The organism is Streptomyces sp. NPDC055239 (assembly GCF_053606205.1).
In genome coordinates this window covers 486,074-511,655 of record NZ_JBSGRD010000001.1, presented here as the reverse complement: position 1 = coordinate 511,655, position 25,582 = coordinate 486,074, and the positions used below count along the sequence as shown (strand labels likewise).

23 protein-coding genes are annotated in these 25,582 nt (G+C 69.8%); 12 read left to right on the top strand and 11 right to left on the bottom strand.

What is annotated here, in order from left to right; all coding sequences use genetic code 11:
• The first annotated feature begins 20 nt into the window (after positions 1–20).
• The 7 genes from rhaI (at position 21) to ACWFRJ_RS02140 (ending at position 9,235) form a co-directional block, all read left to right on the top strand.
• Positions 21–1,190, top strand: a complete 1,170-nt coding sequence (gene rhaI / locus ACWFRJ_RS02170) for an L-rhamnose isomerase (protein ID WP_453524225.1) — start codon at positions 21–23, stop codon at positions 1,188–1,190.
• A 5-nt stretch (positions 1,191–1,195) separates the two neighbouring features.
• Complete coding sequence (locus ACWFRJ_RS02165; RefSeq protein WP_453525044.1) at positions 1,196–3,235, top strand: bifunctional aldolase/short-chain dehydrogenase; 2,040 nt, start codon at positions 1,196–1,198, stop codon at positions 3,233–3,235.
• Positions 3,236–3,534: 299 nt separating this feature from the next.
• Positions 3,535–5,064, top strand: coding sequence for a rhamnulokinase (locus ACWFRJ_RS02160; protein WP_453524223.1), 1,530 nt, complete (start codon positions 3,535–3,537; stop codon positions 5,062–5,064).
• Positions 5,065–5,129: 65 nt separating this feature from the next.
• On the top strand, positions 5,130–5,891 hold the full coding sequence (locus tag ACWFRJ_RS02155; RefSeq protein WP_453524221.1) for a (Fe-S)-binding protein: 762 nt from the start codon (positions 5,130–5,132) through the stop codon (positions 5,889–5,891).
• Positions 5,888–7,399, top strand: coding sequence for a lactate utilization protein B (locus ACWFRJ_RS02150; protein ID WP_453524219.1), 1,512 nt, complete (start codon positions 5,888–5,890; stop codon positions 7,397–7,399). The genes ACWFRJ_RS02155 and ACWFRJ_RS02150 overlap by 4 nt, the downstream gene beginning before the upstream one ends.
• Entirely contained in the window at positions 7,396–8,049 is a 654-nt protein-coding gene (locus ACWFRJ_RS02145) for a LutC/YkgG family protein (RefSeq protein WP_453524217.1), read from the top strand. Before ACWFRJ_RS02150 ends, ACWFRJ_RS02145 begins: the two co-directional genes overlap by 4 nt.
• A gap of 22 nt (positions 8,050–8,071) precedes the next feature.
• Positions 8,072–9,235, top strand: coding sequence for an ABC transporter ATP-binding protein (locus ACWFRJ_RS02140; RefSeq protein ID WP_453524215.1), 1,164 nt, complete (start codon positions 8,072–8,074; stop codon positions 9,233–9,235).
• A gap of 61 nt (positions 9,236–9,296) precedes the next feature.
• On the opposite strand, the gene ACWFRJ_RS02135 is transcribed toward ACWFRJ_RS02140, so the two are convergent.
• Genes ACWFRJ_RS02135 through ACWFRJ_RS02125 form a run of 3 tightly spaced genes read right to left on the bottom strand, consistent with a single transcriptional unit; the run spans position 9,297 to position 11,628 of the window.
• A complete protein-coding gene (locus ACWFRJ_RS02135; RefSeq protein ID WP_453524212.1) occupies positions 9,297–10,274 on the bottom strand; it encodes an ABC transporter substrate-binding protein in 978 nt (325 codons plus the stop codon).
• Positions 10,271–10,951, bottom strand: coding sequence for an ABC transporter permease (locus ACWFRJ_RS02130; RefSeq protein ID WP_453524209.1), 681 nt, complete (start codon positions 10,949–10,951; stop codon positions 10,271–10,273). The genes ACWFRJ_RS02135 and ACWFRJ_RS02130 overlap by 4 nt, the downstream gene beginning before the upstream one ends.
• Positions 10,948–11,628, bottom strand: a complete 681-nt coding sequence (locus ACWFRJ_RS02125; protein ID WP_249591883.1) for an ABC transporter permease — start codon at positions 11,626–11,628, stop codon at positions 10,948–10,950. Before ACWFRJ_RS02125 ends, ACWFRJ_RS02130 begins: the two co-directional genes overlap by 4 nt.
• Positions 11,629–11,839: 211 nt before the next feature.
• On the opposite strand from ACWFRJ_RS02125, the gene ACWFRJ_RS02120 reads away from it, so the two are divergent.
• Positions 11,840–12,292, top strand: coding sequence for an SPW repeat protein (locus tag ACWFRJ_RS02120; RefSeq protein WP_453524206.1), 453 nt, complete (start codon positions 11,840–11,842; stop codon positions 12,290–12,292).
• A 92-nt stretch (positions 12,293–12,384) separates the two neighbouring features.
• Here the strand turns inward: ACWFRJ_RS02120 and ACWFRJ_RS02115 are convergent, their stop codons facing one another.
• The 4 genes from ACWFRJ_RS02115 to ACWFRJ_RS02100 are packed head-to-tail and all read right to left on the bottom strand — an operon-like array spanning position 12,385 to position 17,057.
• Complete coding sequence (locus tag ACWFRJ_RS02115; protein ID WP_453524203.1) at positions 12,385–13,749, bottom strand: GH1 family beta-glucosidase; 1,365 nt, start codon at positions 13,747–13,749, stop codon at positions 12,385–12,387.
• A 56-nt stretch (positions 13,750–13,805) separates the two neighbouring features.
• On the bottom strand, positions 13,806–14,702 hold the full coding sequence (locus ACWFRJ_RS02110; RefSeq protein ID WP_453524201.1) for a carbohydrate ABC transporter permease: 897 nt from the start codon (positions 14,700–14,702) through the stop codon (positions 13,806–13,808).
• On the bottom strand, positions 14,695–15,678 hold the full coding sequence (locus tag ACWFRJ_RS02105) for a carbohydrate ABC transporter permease (RefSeq protein WP_453525043.1): 984 nt from the start codon (positions 15,676–15,678) through the stop codon (positions 14,695–14,697). The genes ACWFRJ_RS02110 and ACWFRJ_RS02105 overlap by 8 nt, the downstream gene beginning before the upstream one ends.
• 59 nt (positions 15,679–15,737) lie before the next feature.
• Positions 15,738–17,057 (bottom strand): ABC transporter substrate-binding protein, encoded by a 1,320-nt coding sequence (locus tag ACWFRJ_RS02100; protein WP_453524198.1) that lies wholly within the window; start codon positions 17,055–17,057, stop codon positions 15,738–15,740.
• Between the two features lie 188 nt (positions 17,058–17,245).
• On the opposite strand from ACWFRJ_RS02100, the gene ACWFRJ_RS02095 reads away from it, so the two are divergent.
• Positions 17,246–18,550, top strand: a complete 1,305-nt coding sequence (locus ACWFRJ_RS02095) for an ROK family transcriptional regulator (protein WP_453524195.1) — start codon at positions 17,246–17,248, stop codon at positions 18,548–18,550.
• A 16-nt stretch (positions 18,551–18,566) separates the two neighbouring features.
• Here the strand turns inward: ACWFRJ_RS02095 and ACWFRJ_RS02090 are convergent, their stop codons facing one another.
• Positions 18,567–19,478, bottom strand: a complete 912-nt coding sequence (locus ACWFRJ_RS02090) for a helix-turn-helix domain-containing protein (RefSeq protein ID WP_453524192.1) — start codon at positions 19,476–19,478, stop codon at positions 18,567–18,569.
• Between the two features lie 136 nt (positions 19,479–19,614).
• Between ACWFRJ_RS02090 and ACWFRJ_RS02085 the strand changes: the two genes are divergently transcribed.
• The 3 genes from ACWFRJ_RS02085 to ACWFRJ_RS02075 are packed head-to-tail and all read left to right on the top strand — an operon-like array spanning position 19,615 to position 22,871.
• Positions 19,615–20,592, top strand: coding sequence for an MBL fold metallo-hydrolase (locus ACWFRJ_RS02085; protein WP_453524189.1), 978 nt, complete (start codon positions 19,615–19,617; stop codon positions 20,590–20,592).
• Positions 20,589–22,145: a carboxylesterase/lipase family protein gene (locus ACWFRJ_RS02080; protein ID WP_453524186.1), complete on the top strand. Its 1,557-nt coding sequence runs from the start codon at positions 20,589–20,591 to the stop codon at positions 22,143–22,145. Before ACWFRJ_RS02085 ends, ACWFRJ_RS02080 begins: the two co-directional genes overlap by 4 nt.
• Before the next feature lie 45 nt (positions 22,146–22,190).
• The gene (locus tag ACWFRJ_RS02075) at positions 22,191–22,871 is read left to right on the top strand and encodes a YoaK family protein (RefSeq protein WP_453524183.1); all 681 of its coding nucleotides are present in this window, start codon (positions 22,191–22,193) and stop codon (positions 22,869–22,871) included.
• Between the two features lie 24 nt (positions 22,872–22,895).
• Here ACWFRJ_RS02075 and ACWFRJ_RS02070 read toward each other — a convergent pair whose 3' ends face one another.
• The 3 genes from ACWFRJ_RS02070 to ACWFRJ_RS02060 all read right to left on the bottom strand — a co-directional run bounded on the left by ACWFRJ_RS02070 (position 22,896) and on the right by ACWFRJ_RS02060 (position 25,507).
• The gene (locus ACWFRJ_RS02070; protein ID WP_453524180.1) at positions 22,896–23,357 is read right to left on the bottom strand and encodes an SRPBCC domain-containing protein; all 462 of its coding nucleotides are present in this window, start codon (positions 23,355–23,357) and stop codon (positions 22,896–22,898) included.
• Between the two features lie 10 nt (positions 23,358–23,367).
• Positions 23,368–24,693, bottom strand: a complete 1,326-nt coding sequence (locus tag ACWFRJ_RS02065) for an MFS transporter (protein WP_453524177.1) — start codon at positions 24,691–24,693, stop codon at positions 23,368–23,370.
• 253 nt (positions 24,694–24,946) lie between these two features.
• Complete coding sequence (locus ACWFRJ_RS02060) at positions 24,947–25,507, bottom strand: NAD(P)H-dependent oxidoreductase (protein ID WP_453524174.1); 561 nt, start codon at positions 25,505–25,507, stop codon at positions 24,947–24,949.
• Positions 25,508–25,582 lie beyond the last annotated feature (75 nt).

Below are 25,582 nucleotides of genomic sequence, written 5' to 3'. Positions count from 1 at the left end.
CTCTTTCGGAAGGCTGCGCGATGACCGCCGGAACCAGCAAGGACGCCGTGAAAGCGGCACTCACCACCCAGGCCCTGGAGACCCCGTCCTGGGCGTACGGCAACTCCGGTACGCGCTTCAAGGTCTTCGCGCAGCCAGGTGTCCCCCGCACGACCCGGGAGAAGATCGATGACGCCGCCCGGGTGCACGCCCACACGGGCGTGGCACCCAGGGTGGCGCTGCACATCCCCTGGGACAAGGTCGACGACTACGCGGCCCTCGCGGAGTACGCCACCGAGCAGGGCGTGCGGCTCGGAGCGATCAACACCAATGTCTTCCAGGACGACGACTACAAGCTCGGCTCGGTCACCAACCCGGACCCGGCGATCCGGCGCAAGGCACTCGGCCATCTCCTGGAGTGCGTGGACGTCATGGACGCGACGGGTTCACGCGACCTGAAGCTCTGGTTCTCCGACGGCATCAACTACCCCGGCCAGGACGACATCCGCAGCCGCCAGGACCGCCTGTCCGAAGCCCTGCGGGCCACCTACGAACGCCTCGGCGACGACCAGCGCATGCTCATCGAGTACAAGCTCTTCGAGCCTGCCTTCTACGCGACGGACATCCCGGACTGGGGCACGGCGTACGCGCACTGCCTGAAGCTCGGGCCCAAGGCACAGGTCGTCGTCGACACCGGCCACCACGCGCCCGGCACCAACATCGAGTTCATCGTCGCCACGCTGCTGCGCGAGGGCCGTCTCGGCGCCTTCGACTTCAACTCGCGCTTCTACGCGGACGACGACCTGATGGCGGGCGCCGCCGACCCCTTCCAACTCTTCCGGATCATGTACGAGGTCATCCGCGGCGGCGGCCTCACCTCCGACATCGCGTTCATGCTCGACCAGTGCCACAACATCGAGGCGAAGATCCCGGCGATCATCCGCTCGGTGATGAACGTGCAGGAGGCCACGGCGAAGGCGCTTCTCGTCGACGCCGACGCGCTGGCCGAGGCCCAGCGGACCGGCGACGTGCTTGCCGCCAACGCGGCCATGATGGACGCCTTCAACACGGACGTACGCCCCCTACTGGCAGAAGTCAGGGAGGACTCGGGGCTCGACCCGGATCCCATGAGGGCCTATCAGCGGTCAGGCTGGCAGGAGCAAATCGTCAAGGACCGCGTGGGCGGCGAGCAGGCCGGATGGGGGGCATGAGCGACATGACACAGCACGCACGGATCAAGGAACTCCTCGAGCGGGCGCACCGCTTGGGCGCCGACCCGCGCAACACGAATTACGCGGGCGGCAACGCATCGGCGAAGGGCACGGCCCCCGACCCGGTCACCGGCGCGGACACGGACCTGATGTGGGTCAAGGGCTCGGGCGGCGACCTGGGCACCCTCACCGAGGAGGGCCTCGCGGTCCTGCGCCTCGACCGCCTCCACGCGCTCAAGGAGGTGTACGGGGGCGCGGACCGCGAGGACGAGATGGTCGCCGCCTTCGACTACTGCCTGCACGGCAAGGGCGGCGCGGCCCCCTCCATCGACACGGCGATGCACGCCCTGGTGGACGCACCGCACGTGGACCACCTCCACCCGGACTCGGGCATCGCCCTTGCGTGCGCCGCGGACGGCGAGAAGCTGACGGCCGAGTGCTTCGGCTCCACGGTGGTCTGGGTGCCCTGGCGCCGCCCCGGCTTCCAGTTGGGCCTGGACATCGCCGCGGTGAAGGAAGCAAACCCTGACGCCATCGGCTGCGTCCTGGGCGGTCACGGCATCACGGCGTGGGGCGCCACGGCGGACGAGTGCGAGCGCAACTCCCTGCACATCATCCGCACGGCGGAGGCGTTCCTCGCCGAACAAGGCAAGTCAGCCCCCTTCGGCGAGGCCCTGCCCGAGTACGCCCCTCTCCCCGCCCCCGCACGTCACCGACGCGCGGCCGAACTGGCCCCGCACATCCGCTCACTGGCCTCGCAGGACCGCCCGCAGATCGGCCACTTCACCGACACCGACACCGTCCTCGACTTCCTGGCCTCCACCGAACACCCGCGTCTGGCGGCCCTCGGCACCTCCTGCCCGGACCACTTCCTGCGGACGAAGATCAGGCCGCTGGTCCTGGACCTCCCGCCCACAGCCCCGCTCTCGGAGGCCATCACCCGCCTCAAGGAGCTGCACAGCGCGTACCGAGAGGAGTACGCGGCCTACTACACCCGCCACGCCGACCCGGCCTCTCCCGCGATGCGCGGTGCCGACCCGGCGATCGTCCTCGTTCCTGGCGTGGGGATGTTCTCCTTCGGAAAGGACAAGCAGACGGCGCGCGTGGCGGGCGAGTTCTATGTGAACGCCATCAACGTCATGCACGGCGCCGAGGCCGTCTCCACGTACGCACCGATCGACGAGTCGGAGAAGTTCCGCATCGAGTACTGGCCGCTGGAGGAGGCAAAGCTCCAGCGCCTGCCCAAGCCCAAGCCGCTGGCCACCCGTGTGGCCCTGGTGACCGGCGCGGGCAGCGGCATCGGCAAGGCGATCGCGCACCGTCTGGTGGCGGAGGGCGCCTGCGTCGCGGTGGCGGACCTCAACGCGGAGAACGCCGCGGCGGTGGCGGAGGAGTTGGGCGGTCCCGACAGGGCGATCGCCATCCCCACAGACGTCACGTCCGAAGACCAGATCACTGCGGCCTTCAACGCCACGGCCCTGGCTTTCGGCGGAGTGGACCTGGTGGTGAACAACGCGGGCATCTCCATCTCCAAGCCGCTGCTCGACACCACGGCCCGTGACTGGGACCTGCAGCACGACATCATGGCCCGCGGCTCCTTCCTCGTCTCCCGCGAGGCGGCCCGCATCATGCGGGACCAGGCCCTGGGCGGCGACATCATCTACATCACGTCCAAGAACGCGGTGTTCGCGGGCCCGAACAACATCGCGTACTCCGCCACGAAGGCCGACCAGGCCCACCAGGTCCGCCTCCTGGCAGCCGAGTTGGGCGAGTTCGGCATACGCGTGAACGGCATCAACCCGGACGGCGTGGTCCGCGGCTCGGGGATCTTCGCGGGCGGCTGGGGTGCGCAGCGCGCGGCTACGTACGGGATCGAGGAGGAGAACCTGGGCGCGTTCTACGCCGGGCGGACCCTCCTCAAGCGCGAGGTGCTCCCCGAGCACGTGGCCAACGCGGTCTTCGCCCTGACGGCAGGCGACCTCACCCACACGACAGGCCTGCACATACCGGTGGACGCGGGCGTCGCGGCAGCGTTCCTCAGGTAGCCACAGCCCCCTCCGGTCGGCGCGGCGCACCCGACCGGAGGGACGTTCCCGAGGAGGCGTCCGCAGGCCAGGCGCCCGCGAGAGCCCACCGGCCCGCAGCCGCGCATCCGACCAGAGGGGACGTGCCGGTATTTCCGCCCGGAGCACGGCACACAGCACTCGCCAGCCGAAGTAACCGGCGCCCACCAGCGGATGGCGAGGACGGACATACCGGCGCGGCCCCGCCCTCAAGCCGCACCACGCGACCACCGAACACCCGCACCCGCACCCGCACCCGACCTTCAACCCTGCGAGCCACCATGCCCAACCCCCGCTCACCCCACCGCTTCGCCGCGATCGACCTGGGCGCCTCCAGCGGACGCGTCATGGTGGCCAGGACAGGCCCCGACACCCTCGACCTCCAAGAGGCACACCGCTTCCCCAACCGCCCGGTCCGCGCCGCAGGCACCCTGCACTGGGACGTCCTCTCCCTGTACGCCGGAATCCTCGACGGTCTCCGCGCCGCGGGCTCCGCCACCCCCCTCACCTCCATCGGCATAGACGGCTGGGCAGTCGACTACGGCCTGTTGGACGCCGACGGCGCACTCCTCGGCAATCCGGTGCACTACCGGGACCCCCGCACCGAGGGCATCGCGGCCAAGGCATGGGCGACCGTCCCGGCCACCGAGCTCTACGCCGCTACGGGCATCCAGCACGCCCCGTTCAACACCCTGTACCAACTCATGGCCGCTCAGGGATCAGCCCAACTGAAGGCAGCAAAGCACCTGCTGCTCATCCCGGATCTGCTGACGTACTGGCTGACGGGCGAACTCGGCACAGAGCTGACCAACGCCTCCACCACGCAGCTCATGGACCCCGGTACAGGAGACTGGTCCCAGGAGGTGGCGGCGCGCCTCGGCATCGACCTCGGCCTGTTCCCTTCCCTGCGCCGCCCCGGCGACCTCGCGGGCCACCTGCTTCCTCAGGTCCTGGATGACACCGGCCTCACCAGACCCACCCCCGTCACAACGGTCGCCTCCCACGACACCGCGTCAGCGGTAGCCGCTGTCCCCGCCACCACCGAGAACTTCGCCTACATCTGCACCGGCACATGGTCGCTCGCGGGCCTGGAACTGACCGCCCCCATCCGCACGGAGGAAAGCCGCGAAGCCAACTTCACCAACGAGCTGGGCATCGATGGCACGGTCCGCTACCTGCGCAACATCATGGGCCTGTGGCTGCTCCAGGAGTGCCTGCGCACCTGGGCGGCCACCGAAACCCACACCACCACCGACACCGGCGCCGGCACCCCCACCACCGCCGGCGCCCCCGACCTGGAAACCCTCCTCCACGAGGCCGCCACCACCCCCGCCCTCCGCTCACTCGTCGACGCCGCCGACCCCGCCTTCCTGTCCCCCGGCGACATGCCGCACCGCATCGCCCAGGCCTGCCGGGCCACGGGCCAGCCCGCCCCCGGCACCCCCGCCGAGACCACGCGCTGCATCCTCGACTCCCTGGCGCTGGCCCACCGCCGCGCCGTCGAGGACGCCCAACGCCTCGCGGACCGGGCCGTGGACGTCGTCCACATAGTCGGCGGCGGCGCCCGCAACGCCCTCCTGTGCCAACTGACCGCCGACGCCTGCGGGCTGCCCGTCGTCGCGGGCCCGGCAGAGGCAGCCGCACTCGGCAACGTCCTCGTACAGGCGAGAGCGCACGGCCTCCTGCGCGACCGCCATGAGATGCGCGCCCTGCTGGCCCGCACCCAGCAGGTGACTCGCTACGAGCCGACCAGTGACCCGGTGCGGCGCGCGGCATGGGACGAGGCCGCGCGACGCGTCCCGGCATCATGACTCCCGCAAAGCGCGCGTAGCGCATACGCTGCATCCATCCGATGACCGACGAGGAGGAACCCGCGATGCGAGTCGCTCTGTTCCTGACCTGTGTCAACGACACGCTCTACCCCGACACAGGACGAGCGGTGGTGAAACTGCTGACCAGACTGGGAGTTCACGTCGACTTCCCGATGGCGCAGACCTGCTGCGGGCAGGCGCACTACAACACGGGTTACCGCCACCAAGCAGAGCCGCTGGCCCGTCACTTCTCCGATGTTTTCGGTTCGGACGAGTACGACGCGATCGTGACGCCCTCCGGCTCGTGCGGCGCGATGGTCCGCGAGCTGTACCCCCGCATGGGAGAACGGGCCCGCTCAGAGGGACGCGGTCACGGCCTGGCGGCCACGCTGGCGCCCGTCGTCCCCAAGACGTACGAACTCACCGAGTTCCTGGTGGACATCCTCGGTGTGACGGACGTCGGGGCGTACTACCCGCACACGGTGACGTACCACCCGACCTGTCACGGACTGCGCAGTCTCGGCCTTGGCGACCGTCCCACCCGGCTGCTCCAGGCGGTCAAGGGTCTTGAACTGGTCGAGCTCCCCGGCGCGGAGGAGTGCTGCGGCTTCGGCGGCACCTTCGCCATGAAGAACTCCGATGTCTCGTCGGCGATGGGCACGGACAAGGTGCGCAACGCCGAGTCGACGGGCGCCGACACCCTGTGCGCGGCGGACAACTCCTGCCTGATGCACATCGGGGGCACGATGACCCGCCTCAGGAGCGGCGTACGCCCGGTCCACATCGCTGAGATCCTGGCGAGCACGGAACAGGAGCCCCTGTCATGAGCGGCACGAACGGCACGTTCGTAGGGATGCCCGCCTTCCCGGCGGCGGCCCGCGAGGCCGTCGGCAACAAGACCCTGCGCGCCAATCTGCGGCACGCCACGCACACCATCCGCGACAAACGGGCCCGCGCGGTCGCCGAGCTGGACGACTGGGCGCAGCTCCGCGAGGCGGGCAAGCGGATCAAGGACCACACTCTGCGCAACCTGGAGCAGTATCTGGTCCAGCTGGAGGAGTCGGTCACCGCGGCGGGCGGCACCGTGCACTGGGCGGCGGACGCCGACGAGGCGAACCGCATCGTGACCGCGCTGGTCAAGGACGCCGGCCGCAGCGACATCGGGAAGCATGAGGTGGTCAAGGTCAAGTCGATGGCCACCCAGGAGATCGGCCTCAACGAAGCGCTGGAGGCCGAGGGCATCCACGCCTACGAGACCGACCTCGCCGAGCTCATCGTGCAGCTCGGCAAGGACCGCCCCTCGCACATCCTCGTGCCCGCCATCCACCGCAACCGCGGCGAGATCCGCGAGATCTTCGCGCGCGAGATGAGCGAGTGGGGCCGCCCCGCCCCGGACGGGCTCACCGACACCCCGGCCGAACTCGCCGAGGCCGCCCGTCTCCACCTCCGGGAGAAGTTCCTGCGCGCCAAGGTCGGCGTCTCGGGGGCGAACTTCATGGTCGCCGAGACGGGCACGCTGGTGGTCGTCGAGTCGGAGGGCAACGGCCGTATGTGCCTCACGCTCCCCGAGACGCTGATCTCGGTCGTCGGCATCGAGAAGATCGTGCCGACCTGGCGGGACCTGGAGGTCTTCCTCCAGACGCTCCCGCGCTCCTCGACGGCCGAGCGGATGAACCCGTACACGTCGATGTGGACCGGCACTACGCAGGAGGACGGCCCGAGCACCTTCCACCTGGTGCTCCTCGACAACGGCCGCACCGACACGCTCGCCGACGAGGTGGGCCGCCAGGCACTGCGCTGCATCCGCTGCTCGGCCTGTCTCAACGTCTGCCCCGTGTACGAACGAGCGGGCGGCCACGCGTACGGCTCGGTCTACCCCGGCCCCATCGGAGCGATCCTCAGCCCTCAGCTCCGGGGCACCCAGAGCGAGATCGACGCCTCGCTCCCTTACGCGTCGTCCCTCTGCGGCGCCTGCTACGAGGTGTGCCCGGTAGCCATCGACATCCCCGAAGTCCTCGTCCACCTGCGGGAGCGGGTGGTCCAGGGCGGCGAAGTGGTGCGGCACGGCACGAAGGTGACCCTGCGGCCCGCGAAGGGGCACGCCTCCGAGCGGGCCGCGATGCGTGCGGCGGCCTTGGCGTTCGGCCGTCCGGGGGTGCTGCGGGCCGGGCAGCGGCTTGCGTCCGGCACTCGGCGCTTCCATCCGCGCACGCTTCCCGGCCCCGGCCAGGCGTGGAGCGCGACGCGGGATCTGCCGAAGGTGCCTGCGGAGCCGTTCCGCGACTGGTGGCGGCGTACGAACGGCGGCCGGGCGGAGAAGGGCGGCAAGAAGTGAGCAGCAGGGACCAGATCCTGGGGCGCGTCCGACGGGCCCTTGCGGACGTACGGGACGTGGAGCAGAAGGACACCTACGACACCTCCGTCCCCCGCGACTACCTGCGCGAGCACGGCAACCGCACGACCGAGCAGACCGTCGAGCTGCTCGCGGAGAACCTCGCCGACTATCGCGCGCTCGTGCACCGCTGCACGGACGAGGAGTTGCCCGAGCTGCTCACGCGTCTGCTCGCGGCACGCGACGCGCGGACCGTGCTCGTGCCGCCAGGGCTGCCGCCGCACTGGCTCGAGGCCACCGACGCGACCCGTGTCGCCGACCGCGCCACGAGCACCCCGAGCGATCTTGACGAAGTCAGCAGCGTGGTCACCGGCTGCGCGGTGGCCGTGGCCGAGACCGGCACGATCGTCCTGGACGGCGGCCCCGACCAGGGCCGCCGACGCATCACGCTCGTCCCCGATCACCACATCTGCGTCGTGCGGGTCCCGGACCAGGTCGTCTCCTCAGTGCCGCAGGCACTCGAACGGCTCGATCCTGTCCGTCCGCTGACCTGGATCTCGGGACCGTCCGCGACCAGCGACATCGAACTGGACCGGGTGGAGGGCGTGCACGGCCCGCGCACCCTGGAGGTGGTGCTGGTGAGCGGAGTCTGAAGGCCGCGGTTAGCGTGAGTGCATGATCCGGTTCGAGCAGGTGAGCAAGCGCTACCCGGACGGCACGATGGCCGTGGACGACCTGTCCTTCGAGGTCGCCCAGGGTGAACTGGTCACGCTCGTCGGACCGTCCGGGTGCGGCAAGACGACCACGATGATGATGGTGAACCGTCTCATCGAGCCGACCGCGGGCCGCATCTTCGTGAACGGCGAGAACATCGCGGACGTCGACCCGGTCCGCCTTCGCCGCCGTATCGGCTATGTCATCCAGCAGGTGGGGCTCTTCCCGCACCGGACGGTTCTCGACAACACGGCGACCGTCCCCGCGCTCGTCGGCTGGAAGAAGGCGAAGGCGCGGGCGCGCGCGGCCGAGCTGCTCGACCTGGTGGGCCTCGACCCGAAGACGTACGGCTCCCGCTACCCCGAGCAGCTGTCCGGCGGTCAGCGCCAGCGCGTCGGCGTGGCACGCGCCCTCGCGGCCGATCCGCCCGTACTCCTCATGGACGAACCGTTCGGGGCGGTCGACCCGGTGGTGCGTGAGCAGCTGCAGGACGAGTTCCTGCGGATGCAGGCGGCCGTCCGCAAGACGGTTCTCCTGGTCACGCACGACATCGAGGAGGCCGTCAGGCTCGGTGACCGGATCGCGGTGTACGGGCAGGGGCGCATCGAGCAGTTCGACACGCCCGGGGCGGTGCTCGGCACCCCTGCGACGCCGTACGTCGCCGAGTTCGTGGGCGCCGACCGGGGCCTGAAGCGTCTGTCGGTCACCGAGATCCAGGCGGACGACCTGGAGCAGCCGTCGGTGGTGCGCCTGGACGAGTCCGCCGCGCACGCCGCGGCCCGCCTTCGCGAGGACGACGCCCGCTGGGGCGTCGTCCTGGACGCGGACGGAGATCTGCACGGCTGGGTCGGCATCGACGAGGTGGCCCTCGCCGGTGGGGGCGGCAGGGTGGGCGATCTGGCCCACCGTATGAAGGCGTGGGTACCGGTCGGCGCCCCGCTCAAGCAGGCGTTCGGCGTGATGCTCCAGCACGACGCGGGCTGGGTCGCGGTCCTGGACGGAGCACGCTTCCTCGGCGTGCTGACCCCGGCGAAGCTGCACGAGGCCCTGCGCCGCTCGGTGGACGCCGACGCGCAGGGCGTGGCCCGGGATCAGGTGGATTTCGACTCCGTGGCCGACGCGTAGACCTCACTGGTCGTGGGCCGGTCGTGAACGGGTCGTCAGCGGTTCGTAGGCCGGTCGTGGGCTACAGCAGCCCCTTGTCCTCCAGGTAGGTCCGCGCCACGTCCTCGGGCAGCCGCCGCCAGCTGTCCACCTGTTCGTTCATGGACGCCAGGTCCGCCGTCGTCAGTACGGCGTTGAGGCGGCCGAGTGCCTTCGCGACGCCCTCACTGCCCGCGCGGGAGCGGTTGACGACCGGGACGATGTAGTCGGCGTTCTGGAGTTTCTTGTCGTCCTTGAGGAGGACGAGCCCGAAGTCGTCGAGCGTGGCGTCCGTCGATGTCGTCAGGACCATCTGGTCCTGACCGCTCTGCACGGCCTTCTTCGCCTGGGTCGTGCCCACGCCCTTGGGGTCGACGGAGGTGATGTCGATGCCGTAGACCTGCTTCAGACCGGGTTCGCAGTATGGGCGTTGCACGCATTCGTCACCCGCGGCGAGGCGTACCTTCAGGCCGGACTTGCCGAGGTCGCTCAGTGTCTTGAGGCGGTGCTGCTCGGCGTAGGACGCGGTGACGGCGAACGCGTTCTGGTCGACGGCCTTGCCCGGATCGAGGACGGTGAGGCCACGCGGGGTCGCGAGGCCGCGCAGGGCGCTCAGGGTGGCGTCGAGGTCGGGCGATCCGACCGGCTCGGCGTCCGCGCCGTTCTTCTTGGCGTTCAGCCAGTCCGCGAACGTCGCCGCGTACTCGGGGACGACGTCGATCTGCCCGGACTCCAGGGCGGGTTCGTACAGCTCGCGGTTGGCCACGGAGAGGATCTCCGCTCCGTATCCGGCCTTCTGCAGGAGCAGGGAGTACATCTGGGCGAGCAGATCGCTCTCGGTGAATCCCGCCGAACCGACGACCAGGTGATGACTGTCGCCGGGCGGCGCGGTGACCTCGCCCTGGGTCTCCAGGGACGGCCCCGACGCACACCCGGAGAGCAGCAGGGCGATCCCGACCGCGGCAGCCGTCGCACCCCGCGCCGTATGCAGCCCCTTACGTCGCCCCGTGTGCCGCCTCATCCGGTCCGCCCTCTCCCCCGCGCCCACCCCGGAGCGAGCCGTTCGCCGATCTCGAAGAGTCCCTCGACAATCAGCGCGAACACGGCGACAAGGACGGCGCCCGCCACCACCTGCGGGGTGCTCGCGAGGTTGAACCCGGCCGTGATGATCCTGCCGAGACCCCCGCCGCCCGCGAGCGCCGCGATCGTGGCGGTGGCCACGAGCTGCACGGCGGCGATCCGCACCCCGCTCAGGACCAGCGGCATCGCGAGCGGCAGCTCGACCCGCCACAGCATCTGCCGTCCCGTCATTCCCATGCCGCGCGCGGCCTGTACGACGCTGCGGTCGACCCCGCGCATCCCGACGTACGCGTTGGTGAGCAGCGGCGGCACGGCGAACAGGACGAGCGCGACGACGGTGGGCCCCTCGCCCCACTGCCCGATGGGGGTGAGAAGGAGCAGGACGAGGACCGCGAAGGTCGGGACCGCGCGGCCGACGTTGGAGATGTTGACCGCGAGGGCCCCGCCCTTGCCGAGGTGGCCGAGGACGAGCGCGACCGGAAGGGCGATCAGACAGCTCAGCACCAGGCAGACCACAGTGAGGACGAGGTGCTGGGTGAGCCGGTGCCAGATGCCGTCGTCACCCGCCCAGTGCGCCGAGTCGGTGAGCCACTGCCAGGCATCGGTGATGGTGTTCATGAGCGGACCGCCCTCGTCCACGGAGTGAGGATCCGCTGCACGCCGAGGAGCAGCAGATCCGCCAGTACGGCGATGACGACACACAGCACGGAGGCGGTGAGCACCTGCGCCTTGAAGTAGGTGTTCATGCCCGCGTAGATGAGGTTGCCGAGCCCGCCGAAGCCGACGATCGCGCCGACCGTGACGAGGGAGACCGCGGAGACGGTGGCGATGCGCAGGCCCGCCATCGCGGCGGGAAGGGCGAGCGGGAGTTCGACGGTGAGCAGCAGCCGGATCGGCCCGTAGCCCATGCCACGGGCGGCCTGCCGGGTGTCCTCGGGGACGGCGCGCAGCCCGGCCAGGATGTTGCGGACGAGCAGCGTCAGCGAGTACAGGACGAGTCCCGCGACGACCAGGGACGCGGAGAGGCCGTACACGGGAAGCAGCAGCGAGAACATCGCGAGCGAGGGGATCGTGTAGAGGACCGTGGTCAGCGCGAGCACGGGACCGGCCGCCAGGGCCCAGCGGCGCGCGACGACGGCAAGCGGGACGGCGATGACGAGCGCGATGAGCACGGAGACCGCCGTCAGCTCCAGATGCTGAAGGACCGCGTCGACGATGATCTGGCGGCGGGTGCTCAGATACTCACCGCAGATCCACTCGTTGCGCGCGAGGCAGTCGTCCGGGGGCGCTGTCACCTCTCCATTCCAGCGGGCACAAGCGGGGGTCGGCGCGTTCTGGTCCCCCGTACGGGGGTCGGCGCGACGCGCCGCCCGAAAGAAAGCCACTCCGCACGAAGTGAATCCACCCAAACCTACACATAAAGAAAAAATAAGAGCAGAATGAATGTGCGCGACATCCCGCCGCGCGAGGTGATCAGGCCTGCACGAATCAGAGGAGACGAGTCTCATGGCCGACGTCTCACACAGGGGAGACATAGCTGCTCACCCTGACGTATCCGAAATGCGGGATCGGTACGCCCGCGTACTCGGTGGACGCGATGCGGCACTCGTGGACGGGCCCGTGTTCCTCACGGGCCTCTTCTGTGCCATCTCGCCCTGGGTGGTCCACTTCACCACCAGCCAGCCCGTCCTCGCGACGCACAACCTCATCATGGGCATCGCGATCGGCCTGCTGGGGCTTGGCTTCACCGTCGCACCGGCCAGGATGTACAGCCTGAGCTGGGCCATGTGCGCCATGGGCGTATGGATGATCGTGTCGCCGTGGATCGTCGGCACGAGCCCTGACATGGGCGTCATCCTCACCAACGTCGTCATCGGCGGCCTCACCCTCCTCCTTGGCCTCGTCTGCACGGGCGCGGCGGTGAAGGAGGGCCGCAAGGCCGCCCCGAACTCGACCTGAGGAAACTGACGAAGGAAGGCGGGGCAAGGACGCCGCAGCGGCCCCCGGATCGGCGGAGAGCCGGGAGCCGCTGTCGGCACGCGCGGGCCTTGTCAGGCGGCGCGGCTCACACGCCCCTGGTGGCCGCGGATGATGTCGGCATAGCGGCGGCCGCTGCCCTTGACGGTGCGGCGCTGCGTCTCGTAGTCGACGTGCACGAGGCCGAACCGCTTGTCGTAGCCGTAGGCCCACTCGAAGTTGTCGAGCAGCGACCAGGCGTAGTACCCGGCGAGGGGCGCTCCCTTGCGGGCGGCGCTCGCGCAGGCGGCGAGGTGGCGGACCAGGTAGTCGGTGCGCTCCGCGTCGTCGATCGTTCCGTCGGGGCGTACGACGTCGGGGTAGGCCGAGCCGTTCTCGGTGACGTACAGCTTGCGCGCCCCGTACTCGTTCGTGAGGCGCAGCAGGAGCGTCTCGATGCCGCTCGCGTCGATCTCCCAGTCCATGCCGGTGCGGGGCACGCCGTCGCGGCGCACCTCGTGGGCGTAGGGCGCTGGGCCCGTGGGGTCGTCGGAGACGGTGGCCGGGAAGTAGTAGTTCAGGCCCAGCCAGTCCAGCGGCTGCGCGATGGTGGCCAAGTCGCCCGCACGCTCCGGGAGTTCGACGCCGTAGACCTCTTGCATGTCGGCGGGGAAGCCGCGGCCGTGGACCGGGTCGAGCCACCAGCGGTTGGTGTGGCCGTCCACACGGCGGGCGGCGGCGATGTCCTCGGGGCGCTGGCTCGCGGGCTCGACCGTGGAGAGGTTGTTGACGATGCCGATCTGCGCGCCGGGCGCCGCGGCGCGGATCGCCTGGGTGGCGAGGCCGTGCCCGAGCAGCAGGTGGTACGAGGCGCGCACGGCGGCGGTCAGATCGGTCAGACCCGGTGCCATCCGGCCTTCGAGGTGGCCGATCCAGGCCGAGCAGAGGGGTTCGTTGAGCGTGGCCCACTGCGTGACGCGGTCGCCGAAGCGCTCGGCGGCGATGGACGCGTACGCGGCGAAGTGCTCGGCCGTCTCGCGCTCGGGCCAGCCGCCGCGGTCCTGGAGGACCTGCGGCAGGTCCCAGTGGTAGAGGGTCACCGACGGCGTGATGCCCGCGTCGAGCAGTCCGTCGATCAACTGGTCGTAGAAGTCGAGGCCCTTGGCGTTGGGCGGTCCGTCGCCGCCGGGCACGATGCGCGGCCAGGCGAGGGACAACCGGTAGGCGTTGGTGCCCAGTTGCTTCATCAGCGCGATGTCCTCGCGCCAGCGGTTGTAGTGGTCGCAGGCCACGTCACCGTGATCGTCGTTGTCGATCTTTCCGGGGGTGTGCGAGAAGGTGTCCCAGATCGAAGGAGAGCGGCCGTCCTGGGTGACGGCCCCCTCGATCTGGTACGCCGATGTGGCCGTGCCCCACGCGAAGTCGTGCGGGAGTGCGGCAAGGTCGATGAGCTCGGACACAGACGTCCTCTCAGACGGGTTCGTTGCATGGCGATGAGACGGAAGGGAAGAAGGGGTCACTTGACGGCTCCGGCGGTCAGGCCGGCGACCAGATAACGCTGGAGCAGCAGGAAGCCCGCCACCACCGGGATGCTCACGACCAGCGACGCGGCCATGATCTGGTTCCAGTAGACGTCGTTCTGGGTGGAGTAGCCCTGCAGGCCGATGGCGAGGGTGCGGGTGGCGTCGTTCGTCATGACGGAGGCGAAGAGCACTTCTCCCCACGCGGTCATGAAGGCGTAGACGGCGACCGCGACGATGCCGGGGATCGCGGCGGGGACGACGACCCTGAAGAGCGCGCCGATCGGCCCGCAGCCGTCGACGAGCGCCGCCTCGTCCAGATCGCGCGGCACCGAGTCGAAGTACCCGATCAGCATCCAGATCGAGAAGGGCAGCGAGAAGGTCAGATAGGTGAGGATGAGCCCACCCCGCGAGCCGAACAGGGCGATCCCCGTGGCGTTGCCGATGTTGACGTACATCAGGAACAGCGGCAGCAGGAACAGGATGCCCGGGAACATCTGGGTGGACAGGACGGTCACCGTGAAGACGCGCTTGCCGCGGAACTGGTAGCGGCTGACGGCGTAGGCGGCGAAGACCGCGATCACCACCGAGCAGACGGTGGCCGCACCCGCCACGATGAGCGAGTTCATGAAGTACTTCGCCAGCGGAACGGTCTTCCAGATGTCGATGTACGGGCGGATCGTGAACCCGCTCGGAATCCAGCGGAACTTGCCCGACACGTCTTCGAGGGGCTTGAGCGAGCTGGACACCATCACGAACACCGGGAGCAGCACGAAGCCGGTGAGCAGCGTCAGGAAGATCCGCCGCGACCAGAGGAAGGACCGGGGAGCCGCCATCGGCGACCGGGGCTTCGCGGCCCCGCGTGGCCGCGTGGCCATGCGGACGCTAGACATGCACGGACTTCCTCTCGCGCGACGTGACCCACAGATAGACGCCCGTCACCGCGAGCAGGAACAGCAGAAGCAGTACGGACATGGCGGAGCCGGTGCCGAAGTTCCAGGTGGCGAACGAGGACTGGTAGATGTGGATCGAGATGAGGTCCGCGGCTTCGGGCGCCGACCTGCCGAACAGGACGTACGGCGTGTTGAAGTCGTTGAACGTCCACAGGAACAGGACGAGCACGAGGACCTGGTTGACGGAGCGCAGGGACGGCAGCGTGATGCGGCGGATCTGCTGCCACATCCCGGCGCCGTCGAGCGCCGCCGCCTCGTACATCTCCCTGGGAATGTTCTGCAGCCCGGCCATCATGATGAGGAAGGCGAACGGCCAGCCCTTCCACACCGACACGGTCAGCAGCGCCACGAAGCTGTTGTCGCCGATGAGCCAGAACGGCGCGCTGTCGGTGAGGCCCAACTGGTCGTGCAGGACGTGGTTGATGAGGCCGTTGTCACGCTGGAACATGAATCCCCAGGTGATCACAGCGGCATAGACGGGCAGGGCGTACGGGATGAGGAAGAGCGCCCTGAGGAAGCCCCGCCCCTTGAACGTCTCCTGCAGATAGATCGCGGCGGTCGTCCCGATCAGCCAGCAGAGGCCGACGGAGAGCAGCGTGAACGCGCAGGTGACGAAGAACGAGTGCAGCAGTGCCTCGCCCACCGGCGCGTCGAAGTCCACCGACACCTTGTAGTTGTCCAGGCCCGACCAGGGTGCGGCGCCCCAGTCGCGGATGAAGAACTGGGTGAGCTCCTTGAAGCTCATCACGGCGCCGATGACGATCGGCAGCAGATGGACGAGGAGTTCGAGCAGGAGGGCGGGGAGCAGCAGGAGGTACGGGAGGCCGATGCGGCGGAGCCGGCCGGGACGGCGGGGGCGCGGGCCCCGCCCCGTCTCCGGGGCGGTCGCGGGCGGCTCCTTCGCCCCCTGGACGATGGTCGTGGTTCCAGTGGTTCCGTTGGTTCCAGTAGTCCCAGTGTTCACGGTCGTGTCGCTCACTGCTTGGACATCTGCTGCTGAGCCTTGACCAGTTCGGCCTTCACGGACGCGGTGGTGACCTCGCGACCGGCCGCGGCGTTCGCGAAGAGGTTCTTCACTGCGGTGCCGACCGCCGTCTCGAACTGCGACTCGTTGGCCACCTGGGGCAGGGGCGCGGCGCTCTTGGCGAGGGTGTCGCGCAGGACCTTCAGTTCGGGGCGGTCGAAGGCGTCGTCCTCCTGTGCGGCCTTGACGGGCGGCACGGAGCCGTAGGACTTGCAGAGCAGCTTCTGCTCCGCGTCGCTCGTCATGAACTTCACGAACTTCAGCGAGCCGTCGATGTTCTTGGTGTTCTTGAAGACGGCCATGTTGATGCCTGCGACCATCGAGTTGGTGGCCTTGCCCTGGCCCGGCGTGCCGGACTGGACCGGCACCGGCGCCACGCCCCACTCGTCGTCGCTCATGCCCTGCGACTTGAAGGTGGTGGCAGCGGCCTGCCACAGCACCATCGCGGTCTTGCCCTTGGAGAAGTCGCTCAGGGACTGGTTCTGCGCGTACTCGGCGTTGCCAGGGGCGACGATCTTGTCCTTCCCCATCATGTCGACGTACTGCTTCACGGCCGCGACCGCGCCGGGAGACGTGAAGTTGGGCTTGCCGTCCTCGGTGAAGAAGTCGGCGCCGTGCTGCTTGCCGAGGGCGAAGACCTGGTGGATGTTGTTGGAGAGGTTCGCCCCCTCCGCGCCGAGGGCCCACTTGCCGCCCTTGGAGATCTTCTTGCCGTCCTCCACCATCTCGTCCCAGGTGGCGGGCGCCTTGTCTATGCCTGCCTCCTGGAACATCTTTTTGTTGTAGTAGAGGGCGTACGCCATGGAGTACAGCGGGACGGCGGCCGGGTCCTTGTCCGACGCCCCGGCCGAACCGAGCGCTGACTCCACGAAGCGGTCCTTGCCGCCGATCTTGGCGAAGTTCTTCTCGTCCCAGGGCAGCAGAGCTCCGCTGGCCTGCAGCGACGCGCTCCAGGTGTTGCCGATGTTCAGGACGTCGGGGCCCTGGCCCGACGTCGTCGCGGTCAGGATCCGGTTGAGCAGCTCCGACCAGGGGATGACCTCGAGCTTCACCTTGATCCCCGTCTGCTTCTCGAACTTGGCGAGTTCGGGCTTGAGGATCTTCTTGTCCGCCTCGAGGTTGGGTCCTTGGTTCGACGCCCAGTAGGTCAGCGTCTTCGGCGAGTCGTTGGACCCTTCACCGCCCGCCGACGAACCGCCGCCACAGGCGGACGCGGTGAGGGCGAGCGAGAGAGTGACGGCGCCGACGGCGGCGGCTCGGATTCTGCGCATGGCTCCAGGTGTCCCTTCCGGAGGGAGTCATGGGGCGGATGGCTCAGCGCCGGCTGGAGGCAGCGCTGCGTTCAACTCTTGAATGACCTCATGACTTAATTTAGGACGTGAGTTAAACCGGCAGGGAAGATACCGTCAAGGGGTCACACAGAACCAACTTCGAGGCAGAGCAGGCCGGAAGGAACCACATGGCTGGGCAGCGCAACGGGCGCACGGTGCACGACCTGCGGCGGGAGAACCGCGCCGCCGTACTGCAGCGGTTGTACTTCGAGGGACCGATGAGCCGCTTCACGCTCGGCCCCGCCACCGGGCTGAGTTCAGGTTCCATCAGCAATGTCGTGGCCGAGCTGGTGACGGAGGGGTGGGTGGAGGAGGCGGGCAGCGTGGAGTCCGACGGCGGGCGCCCGCGTACGCTGCTTCGGGTCGCGCCGGGGCGCGGTCAGCTGATCGGCGTTGACGTCGGCGAGACCCGCGTACGCGTGGAACTCTTCGACCTCTCGCTCTCCGAACTCGCCCGCACCGAAAGGCCGTTGACGCTGAAGGGGCATGACGTCGGCGGCATCGCGGAGCACATTCGCGACGGGATCGGCGAGGTGCTCGCCGCGGCGGGCGTCACGGACGAGGGGCTGCTCGGCGTCGGGATCGGCGTACCCGGAATCGTCGCGCGCGAGGGCGAACTCGGTGCCGTCGTGCACGGACAGACCATCGGCTGGAACGCGGTCCCGCTGGAGTCACTGCTGCGGGACTCGAGTCGCGGGGAGCGCCAACTCCCCGACTCCGTACCGTACTTCATCGACAATGGAGCCAAGACGCTCGGCCAGGCGGAGATGTGGTTCGGCGCCGGGCGCGGGACGCGCAACGCGGTGGTGGTCCTGTTCGGCTCGGGTGTCGGCGCGTGCGTCGTCACCGAGGACGTGGAGCAGGGCCGCGCCGTCGAGTGGGGGCACCTCACGGTGCGGGTGCAGGGCAGACGGTGCCGGTGCGGGTCGCTGGGGTGCCTGGAGGCGTACGCGGGTGCCGAGGCGCTGCTCGAACGGTGGCAGGAGGCAGGCGGGCGCCCGCCCGGGGGCACGGACGAGGAGCACGCACTCACCGCCATGCTCAACGCCGCCTACCCGCAGGACGACAACGCGGCCGACCCGACGGCCCTGATGGTCCTCGAGGAAACCGCCGAGTACCTCGGCGCCGGCCTCTCCGACCTCATCAACCTCTTCCAGCCCGAGCGGATCCTCGTCGGCGGCTGGGCCGGGCTCCAGCTCGGGCAGCGCTTCCTCACCGCGGTGAAGCGCTACATCCCCACGTACGCCCTCTCCTACCCGGCGGGGCGCGTCACCATCGACCTGGGCCGCCTCGGCCCGGACGCGGTGACGGTGGGCGCGGCGACGCTGCCGCTCGCTGACTTCTTCGCGCGGGGCGGGCGGCGTGCGGCGCCGGTGCGTGAGGCCGAACTGCCCGGCTGGCAGACGGCGTTGCAGGGGCGCGGGCCGTCTTAGCGATGCTCACTCCGCCTTAGGGATGCCCGCTCACGGCGGTGGCAGCACGAGTGGCGGTGGCGCTACCAGTAGCGGTGGCGGTGGCGGCTTGTCCGAGGAGGGTCACCGCTTCCCTCGACGGTGAGCCGGGCTCGGTGACGGCGAGCACCAGGTTCTGGTCCGCCGCCTGAGGGAGATGGAGGCTCTGCTGGGTCACGGTGAGGGTGCCGACGAGGGGGTGCCGCATCTCGTAGCTGGCGAAGTCACAGGGGTGCACCCCGTGGCCGGTCCACATGGTGGCGAACTCGGCGCTCTTGACGGTGAGTTCACCGATGAGTGAGGTGAGCAGCGTGTCGTCGGGGTAGCGTCCCGCGACCATCCGCAGATTCTCGACGACGGCCTTGGCCTTCGCGGTCCAGTCGGTGTACAACGCGCGGGTGTGGGGGTCGAGGAACAGCATCCTGGCGAGGTTCGGGCGCTCCGCCACCCGCTCGGGGCTCTCGGGGCTCATGTGCGCCGCGAACAGCGCGTGGCCGAGCCGGTTCCAGGCGAGCACATCGGCGCGACGGCCGCTGACCAGTGCCGGGACGCTCTCCAGCGTGCTCAGCAGGTGGAGCGTGGTGGTCCCCACGTGCTCGGGCCGTGGTCGGCGGGCCGGGGCCCGCCTTCTGCCTGCGTCGGCGAGATCGTGCAGATGCCCGCGCTCCGACTCGTTGAGACCCAGGGCCCGGGCGACGGCGTCCAGGATCTCCGGGGACGCCCCTACGGACTGGCCCTGTTCCAGCCTCGTGTAGTACGAGGCACTGACACCGGCGAGCAGCGCGAGCTCTTCCCTGCGCAGGCCTGTCACGCGCCGCCGGTCGCCGTAATCCTTCAGGCCGACGTCCGCGGGACGCAGCTGGGAGCGTCGTACGTACAGAAAGTCGCCGAGCCGGCCTCGTTCACCCATGCCCCCAGTCTGCATCGGCCGGTGCACGACAGCCTGACCCTGTGCGGGGTAGGCAGCGGCGGGTCTGGCTGACCTGCGCGGACGGGACGACGGTGGTGGTCCGAAGCCAGTCCTCCCCCAGCCATGGAGCACCCCGATGGAACGCACGGAACAGACAGAACAGACGGAACTCACGGAACAGATCGAACTCGGCGACGTCACCGTAACCCGAGTCAAGGAGTACTACGGGCCCGTCGGCATGACGCCCGGCGCCTTCATTCCCACCAGCCCGGAGGACGCCTGGCGCGACAACCCCGCCTGGCACGCGCCCGACTTCCTCGACCCTCGGACGAACATCGTCAACGCCGCCGTCCAGAGCTGGCTGCTGCGCAGCGAAGGGAAGACCATCCTCGTCGACACCGGCGCCGGAAACGGCAAGGAGCGCCCGTACTCCCCGGTGTGGAGTCACCTGCGCACCGACTTCCTGGCCACCCTGGGGCGCGCCGGTGTCGCCCCCGAGGACGTCGACATCGTGATCAACACGCATCTGCACGTGGACCACGTCGGCTGGAACACCTACCTGGACGACAGGGACTGGGTCCCCACCTTCCCGAACGCCACCTATCTACTGCCCAAGGACGACTTCGACTTCTGGAATCCCGAGAACGGCCACAAGCCCCTGCTCGGCCGCGGCAACCAGAACGTCTTCGAGGACAGCGTCGCCCCCGTGCACCGGGCGGGACAGGTGCACCTGTGGGAGACGGGCCACCGGATCGACGCCAATCTGCGCCTCGAAGCGGCCCCCGGACACACCCCCGGCTCCAGCGTTCTCACCCTCGTCAGCGGCACGGACCGCGCGGTCTTCGTCGGCGATCTGCTGCACAGCCCCGTCCAGCTCGTCGACCCGGACCACAACAGCTGCTTCTGCGAGGACCCCGTCGGCGCCCGCGCCACCCGCCGCCGGATCCTCGGCTGGGCCGCCGACCACAACGCGCTGGTCGTCCCCGCGCACCTGGGAGGCCACGGCGCCGCCGAGGTCGAGCGCTCGGGCAGCGCGTTCGCCATCAAGAGGTGGGCGCCCTTCACGCCGTACGTGCGTACGGAGGGAGACGAGGCACAGGTGATCAACGTATGACCAGCGCCAACCGCACCACGAACCGCCGCACCACGAACCCCCGCACCGCGCACCGCACCGTGTCCACAGCGCAGGGCGCAGTCGTAGGCGCCCGCCACGAGGGCGTCACGGTCTTCCGCGGCATCCCGTACGCCGCACCCCCGGCCCACACGGGTCGCTTCGCCGCCCCCGCGCCGCACGCCCCGTGGGACGGCGTCCGGGACGCGACCGCAGCGGGCCCGACCGCACCGCAGGCCGAGCGGAATCTGGGCGCCATCGACATGTCGCCCTACTTCGGACCGGGTTGGATCCCCGGCGACGACTACCTCACCCTCGACATCTGGACCCCCGACCACCCCGGCCGCCAAGGGCAGGACCAAGCCCTTCCGGTCATGGTCTTCGTCCACGGCGGAGGCTTCGTGGCGGGCTCGACCAGGGCGAGCCTGTACGACGGCACCGCCTTCGCACGCGACGGTGTCGTTCTGGTGACCGTCAACTACCGCCTCGGGATGGCCGGTTTCCTCGACCTGCCCGGAGCTCCGCGCAACCGTGGTCTGCTCGACGTCCTCGCCGCCCTGCGCTGGGTACGCGAGAACATCGCCGCGTTCGGCGGGGACCCCGACCAGGTCACGCTCTTCGGCCAGTCCGCGGGCGCCACCCTCACCGGTGCCGTCATCGCCGCGCCGGAGAGCAGGGGCCTGGTCCGGCGGGCCATCGTGCAGAGCGGCAGCGGCCTGGGTGCATTCTCGCCCGAGCAGGCCGCCCGGGTGACGGAGGCGGCAGCGTCCGCCCTGGGCATCGCGCCGCATGCCGACGACTTCGACGCGGTCCCCGACGCGCGCCTGGTCGAGGCCGCGGCCCGGATCGGCGGGACCGACCTGCGGACCACGACCGCCCACGACCCGCTGATCGGGCTCAGCCCCTTCAGCGTGGTCGCGGACCGCCAACCCACCGACGCCGTCGCCGCCGGACAGGGCAGCACCAACATAGATCTCCTCATCGGCACCAACGCCGAGGAGGGCAACCTCTACCTCGTCCCCTCCGGCGCCTACGCCACCTCGACCATGGCCGATGTCCGGGCAGCCGCCGAACGCTCCCACCCACGGCCGGACTTGCTCGTCGACACGTACCGCGCGGCACACCCCGAAGCAGGCCCGGGAGAGCTGCGATCCGCCGTCATGGGTGACGCCCTGTTCGGCGCGGGAAGCTGGGCCCTGGCCGATGCGCATGCCCGCCGGTCATCGGGCGCCACCTACAGCTACCGGTTCGACTGGCGCTCGCGTGCCTTCGACGGCCTGCTCGGCGCCACCCACACGATGGAACTCCCCTTCGTCTTCGACGTCGACTCGGAGCAACTCATCCTCCCCGGGGCCCTGTTCGGCCCCGGTGCCGCTCCTCCTCCCGACCTGGCACCCCGCATGCACGCCGCCTGGATCCGCTTCGCCCGTACCGGCGACCCCGGCTGGGCCCCGTACGACACCGTCCGCCGGACCACGAAGGTCATCGACCGGCACTGGACGGTCCATGAAGACCCCCGTGGCGATGTGCGCCGAGCCTGGGAGGTGGGGAGGTAGGCACACGCGGGTCGGGCCGCCGCGTCTCCCTGCCGAAGAGACGGTATGAACTCACTTCTCGGCCGGGCCGCCGCCCTCCTCTTCCCCGACGCCGAGGGGCACCACGGCGTGCTGCCTCCGCTCCTCGTCCTGTTGACCTTCGTCACGGGTCTTGTCGACGCCGTCAGTTATCTGGGTCTCGACCGTGTCTTCGTCGCCAACATGACCGGCAATGTGGTCTTCCTGGGCTTCGCGCTCGCGGGCGACGTGCAACTGTCCGCGACGGCGTCGCTCCTCGCGGGCGGCGCCTTCGTGGTCGGAGCGTGGGCGGGCGGGCGGATCGCGCCACGGGTCGCGGATCCGCACCGGCTGTTCGCGCTCCTCGTCGCGGCGCACGCCGTGCTGGTGGCGGCGGCCCTGGTGCTCGACCTGGCCGCCGACGTCAGTCACGTACTGATCGTGCTGCTCGCGCTCGGCATGGGGGCGCAGAACGCCGTGGTCGGCAGACTCGCCGTACCCGATCTGAACACCACCGTCCTGACCCGCACCCTGACGGGCCTCGCCGCCGACCGTTTCGGCCCGGCTTCCGTACGCAGGTTCGTGTCGGTCGCCGCGATGTTCGCCGGGGCCCTCGTGGGTGGGCTGCTGCAGCTCCGCCACGGCACGGCCGCCGCGCTGGCACCCGCGATCGCACTGCTCGCGGTCGTCGCGGTGGCGGCGGCCCTGTCCGGACGCACCCGGAGCTGAGCCACCCGATCCACTGCGCGGCTGCTACCGCGTCCCTTCGACGAGCCGGGCCAGATTCGCCAGCGCCATGCGCGTCCCCGTCTCGTTGTCGGCGGCGGGGACGCTGTCGGGGATCCCCTCGTGCACGACGAGGACATCGGTTCCGCCGTCCGCGTCGGTGAGTGTGGTCGTCATCGTCATCGTGCCGCGCAGCGCGGGATCCTCGGTCTCGAAGGCGAGCACTTCGACCACCTGCTCGTTCGGCACGAGCTTCGCGAAGTGGCCGTGGTACGTGTCGGTGTGCGAGGCCGATTTGCCGGTGCCGGACTGCTCGTCGTAGGTGAGCGAGACACGGAACCGCCCGCCCTCGCACGCGTCGAAGGCGTGCACGTGGCCGCTCATGCCGTCCGGCACCCGCCAGCGCTCCAGCGCGTCCGCGTCCAGCAGGGCCTGGTACACCGCAGCCCGCGGCGCGTTCACGTGACGGGATACCTGTGTCGAGTACATGAGCGCCAATCTAGGGCGCCCCTCGCCGGACGGCGACATCGTCCTCGGCCGGGAGCTGATTCCCCAGGCGCGCCAGCGGGGAGAGGGCCATGAACAGCGGTGACAGCGCCAGACAGAAGGCGGTAAGGAGCAGACTCGTGCGCAGCCCCCAGGCGCCTGCCAGGAAACCGCCGAGCAGCGAGCCGAGCGGTGTCAGTCCCATGCCGACGAAGTTGATGGTCGCGACGGCACGCCCCTGCATACGGACGGGCGTGATGGCCTGCCGTACGGCCATCATCGTGACGTTGACCAGCTGGCTGAAGACGCCGAAGACGAAGTTGATCGCCATGAGCGAGCCGACGGTGACGGCCGAGGGGCCGTGCAGCGCGGGAACACAGAGCATCACGGCGTCGGCAAGCACCGCCGAGCCAACAAGGACCCTGCCGTGACCGAATCTCCCCGGCAGCCTCGCCGAGAGCAAAGAGCCCACCACAGCGCCCGGCCCCATGGCGGCGAGCGCCAGGCCGACCGCCATGCCCGACAGGTTCAGCTCGCGCGGCAGGAAGAGCAGATAGACGGTCGTCACGGCGGCGAACGAGAACTGGAAGAGGGCTGTGGCGACCCCCACGGCCCGCAACGACGTATTGCCGACCACGAGGCGGAGACCTTCCAGGATCTGCCGCAGGACACGCGATGGCTGCCCGGCGGCCTCCTCGACCGGCTCCGGCACCGACTCGCCTCGCCGGATGCGCCGGATCGACAGGAAGGACAGCGCGAAGAAGAACGCGGCACCCGCGGTGGCGATCGGCGCGGAGAACAGCGACACCGCCGCGCCGCCGAGCGCGGGCCCGCCGATCTGTGCCGCGGACCTGCTGCCCTCCAACGCGCTGTTTCCCGCAAGCAGCTGATCGCGGTCCAACAGCCTTACGAGCGAGGCCTGGTAGGCCACATCGAAGAACACGCTGAGGACACCGACGAGGAAGGCGGCCACGAGCAGCGCCGGAATCCCGAGCAGTCCAAGTACGTACGCGAGAGGGATCGCAGCCAGCGCCAGAGCGCGCCCGAGATCCGCGACGATCATCACGTTGCGGGAGCGCCGACGGTCCACCCACGCGCCCGCGAAGAGCGAGAAGAGCAGGATCGGCGCCTGTTCCACCGCGCGCAGGGCGCCGAGCTGACCTGCGCCCACGTCGAGTGCCACCACGGCGATGAGCGGCAGGGCCACCTGCCCTGCCTGCGCCCCGAGTTGCGAGGCGGTCTGTCCCAGCCAGAGTCTTCGAAAGTCGGCGTCCCGCCACAGGCTCGACGGAGGTCGCGCGGAAACAGCACGAGAAACGGCACGGGAGAGGGACGGCACAGGGACCCCTTGAGGCAGCGAAAGGTTCGCCGTGCCGCAGCTCGATGGCAGCACGCGATGACAGGCCGACAGCGGCCTACGACGTCAACGCGTGCTCAGTGACCGGGCATCTCGCTCTCGACTCCTCAGGGATCACGTGGAGTTGGCAGACTAACCTTCCACCCGCGTGGCGCGGAAGCCTGCAACGGCCGGCCTGCACGGAGTGCGGCCGGCCGATGGAGCGGTATCTGCTGTGCGAAGCCTCGCCGAAGCGTCAGGCCGCGGCGGGCGTGGCCTTCTCGGTGAGACGGGTGACGACCTCGGTGAGGGCCGTGGTCACCTCGGCGTCGTCGGCCGGGTGGGTTTCGGCGAAGCGCGTCAGAGAGGCGGGGATGGACAGCTTGACGTCCTCCAGGACCGCGCCACCGGCCAGGCCCGCGGCCTTGCGGGCCTCGTCCTGCGCCCACACGCCGCCGTACTGGCCGAACGCGGTGCCGACGACGGCGACCGGCTTGCCGGAGATCGCACCGGCGCCGTACGGGCGGGACAGCCAGTCGATCGCGTTCTTGAGGACGGCGGGCATGGTGCCGTTGTACTCGGGCGAGAAGAGGAGGAAGGCGTCGACGCCGCCGGCCACCTCGCGCAGACGGGCCGCGGCGGCCGGGACGCTGCCCTCGACGTCGATGTCCTCGTTGTAGAAGGGCACGTCCGCGAGACCCTCGAACAGCTCGACGTCCACGCCCGTGGGGGCGTGCTTGGCGGCGGCCTCGGCGAGCTGGCGGTTGTGGGAGCCGGTGCGGAGGCTGCCGACGAGGGCGAGGATGCGTACAGACATGGCGGAACTCCTGAAAAAGGTGCGGACGGAACTCACCTGCGGGACATGAGAACAAGCGGACCGGGGTCCGTTTAA